This is a genomic window from Roseomonas acroporae (assembly GCF_023223525.1).
Taxonomy (GTDB): Bacteria; Pseudomonadota; Alphaproteobacteria; order Acetobacterales; family Acetobacteraceae; genus Roseomonas_E; species Roseomonas_E acroporae.
In genome coordinates this window covers 1-14,038 of record NZ_JALPRX010000098.1, presented here as the reverse complement: position 1 = coordinate 14,038, position 14,038 = coordinate 1, and the positions used below count along the sequence as shown (strand labels likewise).

Genomic DNA, 14,038 nt, shown 5'->3' with positions numbered 1-14,038 from the left:
CCGGGTTGATCGACGGTCGATCAGGTCAACGGCGGCGGCATATGAGGCACCCGCCCTGGTGAGGCAAGTGAATTTGCCGCCGCACCGCTTGCGCGACGCGCCGACCGGTCCTGCAAGGGGCGCGCAGCTCTCAGCGCGCCGGCGCACCCGGTTCCCGCAGCGCGTCCAGCCCGCCCGGAAGCGCACGCACCAGCGCCAGCTCCTGTTGCACCCGCGGCAGGTCGGCCAGGCCGCGCAGCGGATCCGCGGTCAGCACGGCGAAGGCCTCGGCCAGCACTCCGCCGCGCATCCGCTCGCCATAGGCGGCACGCAAGGCGTTGAGCCGCACGTCCTGGCCGCTCATCGCCGTGTAGGCCGCCAGGCGCACGAGCAGACGGCGATGCTCCCCGTCCAGCGCCGACGGCGCCGGCGGCACCACGAGTTCGGCCTGCATCGCGAGCGCCGCAGCAGCGCCTTCCCAGTCGCGCGCCTCCGCGAGCAGATCGGCCAGCGGAGCATGACCGGCCGCACCGAGCGCCCGCAGCAGGGCGACGCCACGACCGGTCTCGCCGCGCTTCGCGAGCGCCCGCGCCTCGAGCACCGTCCGCTCGACCCGCAGCGTTTCCGGCAGATCGGCCTCGGCGGTGCCGGCCAGGGCGGCCAGCGCCCCCTCGGCATCGCCGCTGCCGAGCCTGAGCGCCGCAAGCCGGCTGCCGAGCCGGGCACGGGAACGCGCCTCGACCGTGCGGCCGATCGCCTGCTGCATCAACGCCGCGGCGCGATCGACCAGATCGAGCGAGGCGAGACGTTCGGCCAGCACCGTCACCGCGGCGTCGCCGCGTTCCCCGGTCGGCAGCAGTTCCGGATATGCCTCGAACAGCGCGGCGGCCTCGGCGGCGGGACCACGCTCGAGCGTATCCAGGAAGGCCGCACGCAGCGGCTCGCGGAGCGCCTCGGCCTGGTCGGGCAGCGCCTGGGTGGCGTCGCGCAGCACCAGGAAGGCGCTTCGCGGGTCCCCGGACTGCCGGCGCAGATCCGCCAGACGAAGCCTGACGGCGAGTTCGTCCCGGTCTCCTCGCCACGCGTACAGCGCCGCCTCCAGCGCCGCGGCCGCGCCCGCCTTGTCGAGGCGGCCCTGTGCCAGCCGCAACTCCACGCCCTGACGCAGCGCCCGGGCCCGATCCCGCCGATCGCGGCCCGCCGCCACCGCCTCGTAGCCTGCAAGCGCCTCGTCGATGCGCCCTTCCGCCTCGGCAAGGCCGGCGCGGACGAGGCCGAGACCCGGATCGTCGGGAGCGCCGGCGAGCAGGGCGCGCAGCGCCGCCCGCTCGCCACCCTCCAGACAGGCCTCGGCGATGCCGGGCAGGAGGCGCGCACGGAGCGCCTCCGGATAGGAGAGCGGCAGGGACAAGGTGGCGGCGAGGATCGGTGCCGCCATCCTCCGCTCGCCACGCGCCGCGGCGCGCCAGGCCCGCCAGAAAGCCAGCTCGTCGCTGGCCAGCAGCCGCGGATCATCCAGCCCGGCGGTCTCCGCGAGGCGACCAGCCAGCAGAGCGGCCGCGCCCCCCAGGGCGGCGGCGCGCGGCTCGGTGGCGATGCGCGGATCCTCGCCCATGGCCACCGCCACCATGGCCTGCGCCTCCTGCGGCATCCCCAGCGCGAGCAGGCTCTCCGCGGCGGCGAGACGGGCCGGGCCACGCCCGAGCGGCGGGGCGGCCGAGATCGCCGCCTGCTGGGTCGCCAGGCGCTGCTGCAGCGCAGGGGCGGGCAGCGACGGCAGGTCGAAAAGCCGGCTCATCGCCGCCGCGGCCGCCAGCACCGGCACCTCGGAAGCGGTCCGGAGCACCAGGCCGGATGCCGGCGCCGCCTCCAACGTGAACCGGTCGGCGCCGGGGCGCAGAGTCACGGCGTCCGAGCGCGGCAGCACGGCCAGCCCGAGTTCCGTCGGCAGGAACTCCAGCATGGCGAGGCGGCGCTGTACCGTCACGCCCTGCCCGGCCTGCAGCACCGTGCCGACGAGCAGCGGCATGCCGGTTTCCGGATCGGCCAGGGTGAGGACCCGGCCGGGCGACGCGGCCGGCACGCGCAGGCGCGGCCGCGCGCCGCCCTCCGTCTCCGGGCCGAGGGCCCGGTCGGCATCACGGGCGGCAGGCTCGCGCACCAGTTCCAGGATCCAGGCGGCGTCCTCACGGCGCGCGCGCAGCGTGGCCGGCGGCGGCAGGGGCAGGCGCAGCATGGTGCCGCCCGGCAGTTCCAGCACCGTCGTGGCCCCGAAGACCGCGTCCCCGCGCAGCGCCGTGAGGTCGAGCCGGCTCGCGGCGTCGAAGAGGGCGAGCACCTCGTCGCCACGGCGCAGCACGGCGGCGCCCACCTCGCGGCCGAAGGGCAGCGCGATCGCCGGCCCCGCCCCGGGGCCCGCCGGCGGCTGGCGGCGGACGACCAGCGCATCGGGCAGCCGCGCGACGGGGACCGGCAGCGTCACGGCGGGCGGGGGCGGCGGCGGGGCGAGAGCCGGCCGAGGCGGCTCGGGGGCTGCCTGCGCAACCGGCGGCGCGGGCAGCGGCGCCGGCGGCTCCGCGGCACGCCCCCTGGCGACCCGTGCCGGTACCGCCTCCTCCGGGGCAGCGGGGGGCGGGTCGAGCAGGTCGACCACGATCATGGTGCCCAGGCGGAACGCACGCACCCGCGCGCCCGGCCGAAGGGTCAACTCGACGCCGTCGCCGGCCGGCGCCAGCCGCAGGAGGTTGCGGGTGCGCCGACCGTCACCGAGGTCGGGCACCAGCCCGCCGGCGAAGCGCAGGGTCAGCCGGTCACCCTGCCGCGCCGTCTGGTAATCGATGCGGCGCCCCCAGTCGAACACGACGCGGCCATGTCCCGGATGGTCGCCGGTCCGGACGCTGCCGCGCGACGCGGCCTCAGCCGGCGCGGGAGCCGGCTGGGCCAGGGCGATTGCCGGCAGCGCGGCGAGAAGCGGCAGCAGGAGGAACGCGCGGCGCATCAGTCGAAGCTGGCCAGCAGGCGGTCGATCTCGGCCTGCGGCATCGCGACCCCCGGCAGTTGCGGCCCGTTCTCCAGGACCACCGGCAAGACCGCATCGGCGGGCGCCATCTCGTCGGCAAGACGTCCGCCATCCGCCGCGAAGGTCTCGAGGACCAGCGACACCCGCCGCTCGATCGCGTGCAAGGCGGAAACCACCTTGGCGATCCGCTGCCCGGTGATGTCCTGGAAGGAGCATGCCTCGTAGACGCGCGTCGTCACCTGACGCAGCAGCTCGGCCTCCGTCTCGCCGACACGCGGCTGCATCACCTCCAGCACCTCGCAGCAGTCCAGTATCTCGTTGGTGGCCGCCGCCGTGTGCGCCACGATGGCATCCAGCTCGTCGGTGGCGTTGGGGATGTGGCTGTCCTTGATGTCGTCCACCCGCAGCGCCGCGATCTCGCTCTTGGCCCGGCGGATGGTGCGGCCCAGCTCCTCCAGCTCGCCCAGCATGACCATCTCCTTGCTGGTGAGGTCGCCGTCGAGCGAGGCGAGCACCGTGCGGACCACCGCCTCGATGCGAGCCGCCTGTACCCCATCCTCAGGCGTTGACATGGCCAAGCACCTTCTCGATCTTCTCGCGCAGCGTCTCGGCATTGAACGGCTTGACGATGTAGTTGGAAACCCCCGCCTGCTTCGCGGCAACGACGTTCTCGGTCTTGCTCTCGGCCGTGATCATGATGAAGGGCGTGTCCTTCAGCCTCGGATCGGCGCGCACATGCCGGAGCAGGTCGAGGCCGGTCATCGGCTGCATGTTCCAGTCGCTGATCACCAGGCCGAAATTCCCCTGACGCAGCTTGGCCAGCGCCTCCTGCCCGTCGGTCGCCTCCTCGACGTTGTCGAATTCGAGCTGCTTGAGCAGATTGCGGATGATCCGCAGCATGGTCTTGTAGTCGTCGACGATCAGCACGTTGGTGCGGGTGTCCAGGGCCATGGCATCGGGTCCTTCGGCGTAGATACAGCGGGCCGGCGCGGGATGCACCGACGAAGCGACGGGGCTCAGGGCGACGGCAGCGCCCGGGCGCGGTGGCGGGCGAGCTCGGCGGTGAGCTGGCGCACCCGCTCCGGGCGCATGGCGCCGAGCACCGGTGCGGCCTTCGCCTCGCGCATCCGGTCGACCACCTCGACCAGCAGCGGCATGTCGAGCTCGTCGAACACCGCCGCGGCGTCGCGCGGACGCATGCCCTCGTAGAGCTTGACCATGCTGCGCCAGCCCGCCTCCTCCCGCTCGGTGCGGGTCCGCTCCAGCGCCTCGAGCCGCCGCTGCAGCGTCGCCATCTCATCCACCCGCGCAGCCAGCCGCCGCTCGGCGGCCTGCAGCACCACCTCGCGCTCGGACATCCGGCGATCGCGGGCCTCGAGCTCGGCACGGCGCGCGCGCAGCCCCTCCAGCACCGCGCGCTCCGCCGCCACGGCGGGATCGGCCAGCGGCGTGGGCGCGTCGGGCTGGATCAGGTTGCCGCTGGGCACCGCGGACCCGATCGCCGGCAGACGCGCCACCGGCGGCGGCATGTTCGCGCCACCCGGCGGATTGGCGACCGGTCGCGCCGCGGCACCGGCTTCGGCCGCCGAACGGCCGGCCGCGTCCGCCACGGCGGCTTCCGCGACACCGAGGCCGCGCCGCGTGAGCCCCTCGGCCTTCAGCGCCAGCACCACGGCCATGGCGGCCATCGCGATGGGCAGCAGGCGCGGCCGGCGGAGACGCCATCGGATCGCCCGACCGCTCATCGGCCCACTCATCGGCCCAGCCTCAGCGCCCGCAGGAGATCGCGTTCGGCTTGGCTGGCCGCCTCCGGACCCGGCGCCAGCATGGCGGCCGTGGCGATGGCCGGTCCGTCCTGCGCGGCGGCCAGCGGCCGCGCGTTGCGGACCAGGGCATCGAGCCGGTCGGCCATCGCCTCGGCGCGCTCCACCAGATAGCGCAGGTCGTCGCGTACCGGCTCAGCCACGGCCACGCGTTCGGCAACCTGCCGCCCCGCCCCCTCGGCGGCGGCGCGCAGCCGCAGCAGCGTCGCCTCGGCCTGGCGGGCCGCCTCGCCGAAATCCACGGCACTGCCCTCCAGCGCCGCACGATCGCGGCGCAGCGCGCCGAGCTGGCGTTCCAGACGCAGGGCGAAGGGGATGGTCGCGCAGAGCAGCCCGACCAGCAGCAGTTCCACGCCCCATTCCAGCAGCGACATCCTGTCAGCCCTCCTCCTGGCTGCGCGACAGCTCACGCTCGATGCGGACCGCGAGGTTGTTGCCGCGCCGGCCCAGCTGCCCCTCGAACAGCGCCACCTCGCCGCAGCGCAGCCGCACCGGCGCGCCGGGCGCGGCGCCGAGCGCGATGCGGTCGCCCGGCCGCAAGCCGGTGACGCCAGAGAGCGGCAGGGTCTGCTCGTCCAGCACCACATCGAGCGTCACCTGCGTGTGGCGCAGCTCCTCGGCGAGATGGGTTTCCCAGATGCGGTCGCGGCCGAATTTCTCGCCCATGAACTGCTGCAGCAGCAGCTCGCGCACCGGCTCCAGCGTGGCGTAGGGGAGCAGCAGGTCGATCCGGCCGCCGCGATCCTCCATGTCCACCCGCAGCTTGGCGAGCACGGTGGCATTGCCGAGGCGCGAGATGGCGGCGAAGCGCGGATTCACCTCCAGCCGCTCGAACTCGAAGGTGACCGGGCTCAGCGGCTCGAAGGCGGCGGTGAGGTCGGCCAGCACCACATGGATCAGCCGTTCCACCAGCGTGCGCTCGATGGTGGTGTAGGGCCGCCCCTCGATGCGCATCGCCGCGGTGCCGCGGCGACCGCCGAGCAGCACGTCCACCACCGAATAGATCAGCGCGCTGTCCACCACCAGCAGGCCGTAATTGTCCCATCGGTCGGCCTTGAACACGGCCAGCATCGCCGGCAGCGGCACGGAATTCAGGTAGTCGCCGAAGCGCAGCGAGACGATGCCGTCGATCGAGACCTCGACGTTGTCGCTGGTGAAGTTGCGCAGGCTGGTGGACATGATGCGTACCAGCCGGTCGAACACGATCTCCAGCATCGGCAGGCGCTCGTAGGAGACGAGCCCCGAGCTGATGATGCGCTGGATGCCGCTGCGCTCGTCGGCGACGCCCGGGCCGTCGTCGAAGCCCAGCAGGCTGTCGATCTCGGCTTGGTTCAGCTCCCGGGCCGCGTCCGCCACGGCCCCGTCCGGAGATTCGGGCTGCCCGGCGGCCAGCGCGTCTCCCCAGGCGGCGGCCATCGCCTCCTCGTCGTCCTGGACCCCGCTCACTGGACGAGCATCTCGACGAAGAGCACGTCGTTCACCCGAGCGGGCCCGGCCGCGAGGTTGGCGCGCGCACGCAGCTCCTCCCGCAGCCGCTGGGTGCCGGCACTGCCGCGCAGCTCCTCGGGCCGCATCTCGCGCAGATAGGTCGTGAAGAGATCCTGCAGGCGCGGCATCGCCGCCTGCACCGCCGCCGCGTCCTCGGCCCGGCTCAGCTCCAGCTTGGAGCGCAGCTTGATGTAGGCGGGCCGCCGGCCGGGCACGTTGAGGTTGGCGATGATGTCCGGCATGTCGAGGAAGGCCGGCGGGCGCGGCGCCGGCGGTGCCTCCGCCGCGGCATGCTCCTCGCCATGGCCCATCCCGAGCATGTTGGGCAGGAAGCCGGAGAACCAGGCCCCGGCGCCGGCCGCCAGCAGCAGCACGGGCAGCGCGATCAGCAGCAGCCGCTTCCTGCCGCCGCCCTTCGCCGCCGCGCCGTCCCCGGCTTCCGTCTTCGCTGCGTCAGTCTTCGCGGCCGCCGACATCGGTTCCCCTGCTCCCTGCGGACAGGGTCGAGGATCGCACCCGCCCCGTTAAGGAAGCCTTGCGCGCCACCGCGATTCCCACCCCGCCCGGCAGGATCTGCCGCCTCCCGGCGAAAACTGCCGCCGGCGGGCGGCCCCTGCCCCCCCGGTCGCCCCCTCCCGGCCGGCGCCTCGGCTCACCGGGCGATCCCGAGCCGGGCCCGGCGCTGGCACGGCGGTTGCCACCGTGACCGCACGATGGCGACGGCCACACGGCGGCGACCGCGCCGCGAGCCGCCGCCACGATCGCCCTGGAGCGCCGGATGGACACCGCAGGCTACGTCATCCTCTCCCGCCTTGCCGCGCAGCAGCGCGCCACGGAGGCGCTGGCGCACAACCTCGCCAATGCCGACACGCCCGGCTACCGCGCGGCGCGCATGCTGTTCTCCGAGTATGTCAGCCGGCAGTCGGGCATCGTCGGGACGCCGGGCGGACAGCAGGTCGCCTACACGCAGGATCGGGCCACCTGGCGCGAATCGCAGGCGGGCGCGATCAGCCGCACCGGCAACCCGCTCGACGTCGCGATCGCCGGCGAAGGCTTCTTCGCCGTGGAGACGCCGCGCGGCGAGCGCTACACGCGCGCCGGCCGGTTCTCGATCGGCGCCGAGGGGCGGCTGGTGGACCTGGAGGGCAACCCCGTCCTCGACACGCAGGGCAACCCAATCGCCGTGGCCGCCACCGACACGCGGCTGGAAGTGCTGGGCGACGGCACGCTGCGCTCCGAGAACGGCCCGGTCGGCCGCCTGCGCGTGGTGCGCTTCGAGGACGCGCAGCGCCTGGTCGCCGAGGGCGACCGGCTGCTCCGCGCCGACCAGCCGCCCGAGGCGATGGCACGGCCGGCCCTGGTCGGCGGTGCGGTCGAATCGAGCAACGTCCAGCCCGTGCTGGAGATGACCCGGCTGACCGAGGAGACACGTCGCTTCCAGTTCGCGGCGCAATTCCTCGAACGCGAGAGCCAGCGGGTCAACACGGCGGTTGACCGCCTGCTGCGCCACCGCTGAGCCCCGCCGAGCCCCACCCCGGGCGCCCGGCCCGCCTCCCAACGCTGCAACGCCCCAGGAACCAAGGACGAGATGCGCGCCCTCGACATCGCCGGAACCGGCATGCTGGCCCAGCAGACCAACGTGGAGGTCATCTCCAACAACATCGCGAACCTCAGCACGACGGGCTACAAGCGCCGCCGCGCCGAGTTCCAGGACCTGATCTACCAGAACCTTCGCCGCGTCGGCTCCACCTCGTCGGAGACCGGCACGGTGCTGCCCTCGGGGGCGCAGGTCGGCCTCGGCGTACGCACGGCGGCGATCTACCGCATCTCCGAGCAGGGCAACCTCAGCCAGACCGGCAACAAGTTCGATCTCGCCATCCGCGGCAACGGCTACTTCCAGATCACCCTGCCCTCGGGCGAGACCGCCTACACGCGCGACGGCACCTTCGGCCTCTCGGAGAACGGCACGCTGGTCACGGCGGACGGCTACGCGGTGCAGCCGGGCGTCACCATCCCGCCCGCCGCGACCGACGTCACCATCAACGCCAACGGCGAGGTGCTGGCCAAGATCGACGGCCAGGCGCAGCCGCAGAACGTGGGCCAGATCCAGCTCGCCAACTTCGCCAACGAGGCGGGGCTGGAGGCCGTGGGCGACAACATGTACCTCGCCAGCCCCGCCGCCGGGCAGCCGATCGCCGCCGCCCCCGGCTCGCCCGGCATGGGGCAGGTGATGCAAGGGTTTGTTGAGACCTCCAACGTCAATGTGGTGCAGGAGATCACCAACCTGATCACCGCGCAGCGCGCCTACGAGATGAACAGCAAGGTCATCACGGCGAGCGACGAGATGATGTCGACGCTGACGCAGATGCGGTGACGAGAGGATAGCCGGAGGCAAGATGCGCCGTGCCACGCTGCCCGCCCCGCTCGCGGGCCGGATGCCCGCCCCGGCGTTGCCGCCGGGGCGCCGGATGGGGTTCCCGACGGCTCTCCCCCGGGTGTTCGCCGTGATCCTCGCGGCGGCGCTGCCCGCCGGCGCGGCGCTGGCGCAGCCGGCCGGGACGCCGGGCCCTGCGACGGCAGGCCTCGCGACGCTGCGCACCAGCGTGGTGGTGGAGGACCAGGTCGTCCGCCTCGGCGACCTGTTCGACAATGCCGGGCCGCGCGCCACCACGACGATCGGCCAGGCTCCCGCGCCGGGCCGGCGCATGGTGCTGGAGGCGGCGCAGATCCTCGCCATCGCGCGCGCGAACGGCATCACCTGGCGTCCGCTCGCTCTCGACGAACGGGTGGTGATCGAGCGCCCCGGCCGGCCCGTGGCGCGCGACGAGATCCTCGATCTGCTGCGCGCCGAGCTCGGCCACCTCGGGCTGGACCAGGATGCCGAGCTGGACCTCGCCGGCTTCTCGCCGCCCCTGGTGCCGCTCGGCGCCTTCCTCCAGCTGGCCATCGAGAACGCCGCCTACGAAGGCACCACCCACCGCTTCGCCGCCACCCTGGCGGTGATGGCGGAAGGGCTGCCGACCCTGCGCGTCCGTCTCGCCGGCCGGGCGCTCGCCACCGCGCCGGTGGTGCTGGCCAACCGCCGGCTGCCGATCGGTGCCGTGGTCGGCCCGGGCGACGTGCGGCTCGGGCGGCTGCGGGTGGAACGGGTGCGCGGCGGCCTCGCGCAGCGGCCGGAGGAGGTGGTCGGCCAGCAGCTGCGCCGCCCCCTGGCGCCGGACCTGCCGATCGCGACGGCCGATCTCGGCGCCCCGATCGTGGTGCCGCGCAACACGCTGGTGACGATGCAGGTGGAAAGTGGCGGCCTCAGCCTCTCGGCGCAGGGCCGGGCGCTCGGCGACGGCACGCGCGGCGGCATGGTGCCGGTGATGAACCTCGCCAGCCGCATGGTGGTGGAGGCGCGGGTGGTGGCGCCGGGGCAGGTCCGCGTCGCCATGGGCACCATGCCGGCCGCGCCCGATCCGCTGCGCCGTTGAACCCGACGCCGCGCCGTCACACGGAATGCGCCCGATGCCCCTTCCCGCCCGACCGCTCCTGCTCCTGCTCCCGCTGCTCCTCGCCGGCTGCGGTTCGCTCGACCGGCTCGCCCGTATCGGCCGTGCGCCGGAGCTGGCGCCGGTCGCCAACCCCACCGCCGACCCGAACTGGCGTCCCGTCTCCATGCCGATGCCGGGTGCCCAGGATGCCGGGCCCGCCTCCGCCAGCCTGTGGCGCACGGGCAGCCGATCCTTCCTGCGCGACCAGCGCGCGGCGCGCGTCGGCGACCTCGTCACCGTGCTCGTCAACATCTCGGAACGCGCGCAGCTCTCCAACGAGACGCAGACCGCGCGCGACAACAGCGAGAATTTCGGCCTGCCGCACGTGCTCGGGCTCGAATCCCGTGCCGCGCGCTACCTGTTCCGCGGCGTCGATCCGGCCAACCTGATCGACGCCAGCAGCACCCGCAGCACCAGCGGCACGGGTTCGGTCAAGCGCAACGAGACGGTGATGCTGCGCATCGCCGCCACCGTCACGCAGCTCCTGCCCAACGGCAACCTCGTCGTCTCCGGCCGCCAGCAGGTACGAGTCAACAACGAGCGGCGAGACCTGCTCGTCGCCGGCGTGATCCGTCCCTCCGACATCGCCTCCGACAACACGGTGCAGCACGACCGGCTGGCCGAGGCGCGCATCGCCTATGGCGGTGCCGGCACCCTCTCCGACGTGCAGCAGCCGCGCTACGGCCAGCAGCTCCTCGACGTGCTGATGCCGTTCTGAACGCCGTCCGCCGGCACCCGCCGGCGCCGGGCGCGCTCCTGTCTGGCACGCTCCTGTCGAGCCCGCTCCTGTCTGGCACGCTCCTGTCTGGCACGCTCCTGTCTGGTACGCTCCTGTCTGGTACGCTCCTGCCGGGCCATGTCGCCTTTCCGACCCGCCGCCAGGGGCATCCACCCGGCCCGGGAATGCCTCGGGTGGGCCCTTCCGGCCGGCCTCCCGGTCCTGGCGCCCGGAAGTGCCGGGGCAGATTGCCGGCGGCCGGCCGCACGGGCCGTAACGCCCGGCAGCGGATCGACCGCGCGCGGGGGTTGTCCCGCCCCCTGCTCTGCGGGGATGCTGGGGCAAAGGCCGGCCGCCCCTCGGCAAACGGGGCACGGACCCAGGGAAGGAGAACCAAGGATGTCAGCTTCTCAGGCGCGCCCGGCCCCCTCGGCGCACGCGGCACCGGCCGAGGCGTTCGACGCGATCATCGTCGGCGCCGGCTTCTCCGGCCTCTACCAGCTGCACAGGCTGCGCGACGGGCTCGGCCTGCGCGCGGTGGTGCTGGAGGCCGGGGATGGCATCGGCGGCACCTGGTACTGGAACCGCTACCCGGGCGCGCGCTGCGATTCCGAGAGCTATGCCTACTCCTACTCCTTCTCGAAGGAGCTGGAGCAGGAATGGGAGTGGTCGGAACGCTATCCGGAGCAGCCGGAGATCATGCGCTACCTGAACCACGTGGCCGACCGCTTCGACCTCAGGCGCGACATACGTCTCGGCACCCGCGTCACGGCGGCGCGCTTCGACGGGCGGGAGAACCGCTGGCACGTGACGACCGCGCAGGGCGGGCAGCTCACGGCACCGTTCCTGATCACCGCCGTGGGCTGCCTCTCCACCGCCAACGTGCCCGACATTCCCGGGCTGGAGAGCTTCGCGGGCGAGTGGTACCACACCGGCCAGTGGCCGCGCGGGGGCGTGGACTTCACCGGCAAGCGGGTGGGTCAGATCGGCACCGGCTCCACCGGCATCCAGGCGGCGCCGGTGATCGCGGCGCAGGCCGCGCACCTCACCGTGTTCCAGCGCACCGCCAATTACAGCATCCCCGCCCGCAACGCGCCGCTGACCGAGGAACAGAAGCGCCACATCAAGGCGAATTACGACGAGATACGGCGCATCACCCGCGCCTCCACCAACGGGCATCCGTTCCTCATCAGCCCGCGTTCCGCGCTGGAGGCGACGCCAGAGGAGCGGGAGGCGCTGTACGAGGCGGCCTGGCGCCATGGCGGGCTGCAATTCCGCGCCACCTTCGGCGACCTGCTGGTGGACAAGGCGGCGAACGACACCGCCTCCGACTTCATCCGCGACAAGATCCGCGGGATCGTCAAGGACCCCGAGGTGGCCGAGAAGCTGGTCCCGCTCGACCATCCCTTCGCCACCAAGCGCCCGCCGATCGACACGGAGTACTTCGAGACCTTCAACCGCGACAACGTGCTGCTGGTGGACGTGCGCGCCGACCCGATCCGCGAGATCACGCCGCGCGGGGTGCGCACGCGCGACCACGAGTACCCGCTCGACATCATCGTCTTCGCGACCGGCTTCGACGCCATGACCGGCCCGCTGCTGGCGATCGACATACGGGGCGAGGACGGCCAATCGCTGCGCGAGGCCTGGGCGGACGGGCCGCGCACCTATCTCGGGCTGCAGGTGGCGGGCTTCCCGAACCTGTTCACCATCACCGGGCCGGGCAGCCCCTCCGTGCTGTGCAACATGCCCGTGGCGATCGAGCAGCACGTGGACTGGGTGACGGACTGCATCCGCCACCTGCGCGAGAACCGCCTCGCCCGCATCGAGGCGACCGGCGCGGCCACGGATCGCTGGGTGGCGCATGTCAACGAGGTGGCGGACGCCACGCTGCTGCCGCTGGCGGGCAGCTCCTGGTATCTCGGCGCCAACGTGCCGGGGAAGCCGCGCGTTTTCATGCCCTACGCGGGCGGCATGGCACGCTACCGGACGATCTGCGACGAGGTGGCGGCGAAGGGCTACGAAGGGTTCCAACTGGGCGCCTGAGCCCGGCACGCGGGGCGGGGTCCGTCCCCGCGGTCCCGCCCGGAAGGGCACCTCCCCTCCCGCCCCGAAGCCGGCGGGACCGGGCGGCGCCTTCCCCGGCGCCGACGCGGCCGGGCTCAGTCGGTGATCGCCGCGTAGGTCATCACGCGCAGCTCGCGCCGGATCGGGTAGGTCGAGGACGGGGTGAGCTGGGCGAGGAGCAGGACGGCCATCTCCTCTGCCGGGTCGATCCAGAAGGCGGTGCTGGCGACGCCGCCCCAGGCGTACTCGCCGGGGGTGCCGGCGATCTGCGCGCGGGCGGGGTCCAGCATCACCGAGAAGCCGAGGCCGAAGCCGATGCCGTCGTAGCTGCTCTCGCTGAAGCGCGGCGTGCCCAGCGAGGCGAGGTCGCCGCCGAGGTGGTTCATGGTCATCAGCTCGACGGTCTTGCGGCCGAGCAGGCGGGTGCCGTCCAGCTCGCCCTTGTTCAGCATCATGCGGCAGAAGCGCAGGTAGTCGCCGGCCGTGGAGACCAGGCCGCCGCCGCCCGAGGCGATGGCGCGGCGCCTGAGGAAGGGGCTGGCTTCCGGGTCGTCGATCAGCTTCGGGCGGCCGTCCGGGCCGCGCATGTAGTTGGCGGCGAAGCGCGGGCGGGCGGCATCGGGCACGGCGAAGTCGGTCTCGGTCATGCCGAGGGGGAGCAGCACGCGCTCACGCAGGAAGTCGGCGAAGTCGCGGCCGGAGAGGACGGCGACGAGCTGGCCGACCACGTCGGTCGCGATGCTGTAGTTCCAGGCGGTGCCGGGCTGGGCGATCAGCGGCAGGCCGGCGGCCTGCTCGACCAGCGCGGCGAGGGACCTGTCCGAGGTCTGGAAGTCGATTCCCTGGTTCCGGTACAGCTCGTCCACCAGGGTCGCGTTCATGAAGCCGTAGGTCAGGCCCGAGGTGTGGGTGAGCAGGTCGCGGTAGGTGATGTCGCGGTGCGCGGGCTCGGTCTCCAGCTTCGCGCGGTTGCCGCCCGTGGCGACGCGCATGTCGCGGAAGCAGGGAAGCGCCGCGGTGATCGGGTCGTCGAGCTGGAACAGCCCTTCCTCGTAGAGCAGCATCAGCGCCACGCTGGTGAGGGGCTTGGTCATCGAATAGATGCGCAGCAGCGTGTCCGGCGCCATCGGCGTGCCGCGCGCGAGGTCGGCGAGGCCGGAGCAGCCGAGATGCGCCACCTTGCCGCGCCGCATGACCAGGGTGGTGGCGCCGGCGAGCTTGCCCTCGGCCACCAGGCGCTCGCGCCAGGCGTCCACCCGGGCGAGCTGGCGGGAGGACAGCCCCACCGACTCCGGCTCGGCCTGCAACTCGACTGACGCCATGGGCTTGCCCCTCCTGCCTTGCGTCGGAGACAGTATCGCGCCGGCGGCCGCCGCCAAGCCCGGATCGGCGGGGGTCCGGATCGCCG

At 73.4% G+C, this 14,038-nt stretch carries 13 protein-coding genes; 5 read left to right on the top strand and 8 right to left on the bottom strand.

The features are described from left to right. Positions 1–130: 130 nt before the first annotated feature. From M0638_RS21040 to M0638_RS21010, 7 genes are all read right to left on the bottom strand, one after another. Positions 131–2,977, bottom strand: coding sequence for a hypothetical protein (locus tag M0638_RS21040; protein ID WP_248668976.1), 2,847 nt, complete (start codon positions 2,975–2,977; stop codon positions 131–133). Further along, positions 2,977–3,570 carry a protein phosphatase CheZ gene (locus tag M0638_RS21035; RefSeq protein WP_248668975.1) on the bottom strand — a complete coding sequence of 198 codons (594 nt, stop codon included), beginning with the start codon at positions 3,568–3,570 and terminating at the stop codon, positions 2,977–2,979. Before M0638_RS21035 ends, M0638_RS21040 begins: the two co-directional genes overlap by 1 nt. Continuing rightward, positions 3,557–3,949, bottom strand: a complete 393-nt coding sequence (locus M0638_RS21030) for a chemotaxis response regulator CheY (RefSeq protein ID WP_248668974.1) — start codon at positions 3,947–3,949, stop codon at positions 3,557–3,559. The genes M0638_RS21035 and M0638_RS21030 overlap by 14 nt, the downstream gene beginning before the upstream one ends. 65 nt (positions 3,950–4,014) lie before the next feature. After that, a complete protein-coding gene (locus tag M0638_RS21025; RefSeq protein ID WP_248668973.1) occupies positions 4,015–4,743 on the bottom strand; it encodes a MotE family protein in 729 nt (242 codons plus the stop codon). Between the two features lie 8 nt (positions 4,744–4,751). Beyond that, positions 4,752–5,195 (bottom strand): DUF6468 domain-containing protein, encoded by a 444-nt coding sequence (locus M0638_RS21020; protein WP_248668972.1) that lies wholly within the window; start codon positions 5,193–5,195, stop codon positions 4,752–4,754. A gap of 4 nt (positions 5,196–5,199) precedes the next feature. After that, the gene (gene fliM, locus M0638_RS21015; RefSeq protein WP_248668971.1) at positions 5,200–6,267 is read right to left on the bottom strand and encodes a flagellar motor switch protein FliM; all 1,068 of its coding nucleotides are present in this window, start codon (positions 6,265–6,267) and stop codon (positions 5,200–5,202) included. Then, the gene (locus tag M0638_RS21010) at positions 6,264–6,785 is read right to left on the bottom strand and encodes a flagellar basal body-associated FliL family protein (protein ID WP_248668970.1); all 522 of its coding nucleotides are present in this window, start codon (positions 6,783–6,785) and stop codon (positions 6,264–6,266) included. Before M0638_RS21010 ends, fliM begins: the two co-directional genes overlap by 4 nt. 302 nt (positions 6,786–7,087) lie before the next feature. Between M0638_RS21010 and flgF the strand changes: the two genes are divergently transcribed. From flgF to M0638_RS20985, 5 genes are all read left to right on the top strand, one after another. Further along, entirely contained in the window at positions 7,088–7,825 is a 738-nt protein-coding gene (flgF, locus tag M0638_RS21005) for a flagellar basal-body rod protein FlgF (RefSeq protein WP_248668969.1), read from the top strand. A 72-nt stretch (positions 7,826–7,897) separates the two neighbouring features. Next, positions 7,898–8,683, top strand: a complete 786-nt coding sequence (flgG, locus tag M0638_RS21000) for a flagellar basal-body rod protein FlgG (RefSeq protein WP_248668968.1) — start codon at positions 7,898–7,900, stop codon at positions 8,681–8,683. Positions 8,684–8,705: 22 nt separating this feature from the next. Continuing rightward, the gene (flgA, locus tag M0638_RS20995; RefSeq protein WP_248668967.1) at positions 8,706–9,785 is read left to right on the top strand and encodes a flagellar basal body P-ring formation chaperone FlgA; all 1,080 of its coding nucleotides are present in this window, start codon (positions 8,706–8,708) and stop codon (positions 9,783–9,785) included. A 34-nt stretch (positions 9,786–9,819) separates the two neighbouring features. Continuing rightward, complete coding sequence (gene flgH / locus M0638_RS20990) at positions 9,820–10,563, top strand: flagellar basal body L-ring protein FlgH (protein WP_248668966.1); 744 nt, start codon at positions 9,820–9,822, stop codon at positions 10,561–10,563. A gap of 399 nt (positions 10,564–10,962) precedes the next feature. After that, entirely contained in the window at positions 10,963–12,609 is a 1,647-nt protein-coding gene (locus tag M0638_RS20985) for a flavin-containing monooxygenase (RefSeq protein ID WP_248668965.1), read from the top strand. A 116-nt stretch (positions 12,610–12,725) separates the two neighbouring features. Here the strand turns inward: M0638_RS20985 and M0638_RS20980 are convergent, their stop codons facing one another. Then, complete coding sequence (locus tag M0638_RS20980; protein WP_248668964.1) at positions 12,726–13,952, bottom strand: serine hydrolase domain-containing protein; 1,227 nt, start codon at positions 13,950–13,952, stop codon at positions 12,726–12,728. Between the last annotated feature and the right edge of the window lie 86 nt (positions 13,953–14,038).

Coding starts and splice junctions, on each gene's coding strand:
- M0638_RS21040 (WP_248668976.1), bottom strand. CDS start 2,977: ATGCGCCGCGCGTTCCTCCTGCTGCCGCTTCTCGCCGCGCTGCCGGCA.
- flgA (WP_248668967.1), top strand. CDS start 8,706: ATGCGCCGTGCCACGCTGCCCGCCCCGCTCGCGGGCCGGATGCCCGCC.
- flgH (WP_248668966.1), top strand. CDS start 9,820: ATGCCCCTTCCCGCCCGACCGCTCCTGCTCCTGCTCCCGCTGCTCCTC.
- M0638_RS20985 (WP_248668965.1), top strand. CDS start 10,963: ATGTCAGCTTCTCAGGCGCGCCCGGCCCCCTCGGCGCACGCGGCACCG.
- M0638_RS21030 (WP_248668974.1), bottom strand. CDS start 3,949: ATGGCCCTGGACACCCGCACCAACGTGCTGATCGTCGACGACTACAAG.
- M0638_RS20980 (WP_248668964.1), bottom strand. CDS start 13,952: ATGGCGTCAGTCGAGTTGCAGGCCGAGCCGGAGTCGGTGGGGCTGTCC.
- M0638_RS21035 (WP_248668975.1), bottom strand. CDS start 3,570: ATGTCAACGCCTGAGGATGGGGTACAGGCGGCTCGCATCGAGGCGGTG.
- flgG (WP_248668968.1), top strand. CDS start 7,898: ATGCGCGCCCTCGACATCGCCGGAACCGGCATGCTGGCCCAGCAGACC.
- M0638_RS21020 (WP_248668972.1), bottom strand. CDS start 5,195: ATGTCGCTGCTGGAATGGGGCGTGGAACTGCTGCTGGTCGGGCTGCTC.
- flgF (WP_248668969.1), top strand. CDS start 7,088: ATGGACACCGCAGGCTACGTCATCCTCTCCCGCCTTGCCGCGCAGCAG.
- M0638_RS21010 (WP_248668970.1), bottom strand. CDS start 6,785: ATGTCGGCGGCCGCGAAGACTGACGCAGCGAAGACGGAAGCCGGGGAC.
- M0638_RS21025 (WP_248668973.1), bottom strand. CDS start 4,743: ATGAGCGGTCGGGCGATCCGATGGCGTCTCCGCCGGCCGCGCCTGCTG.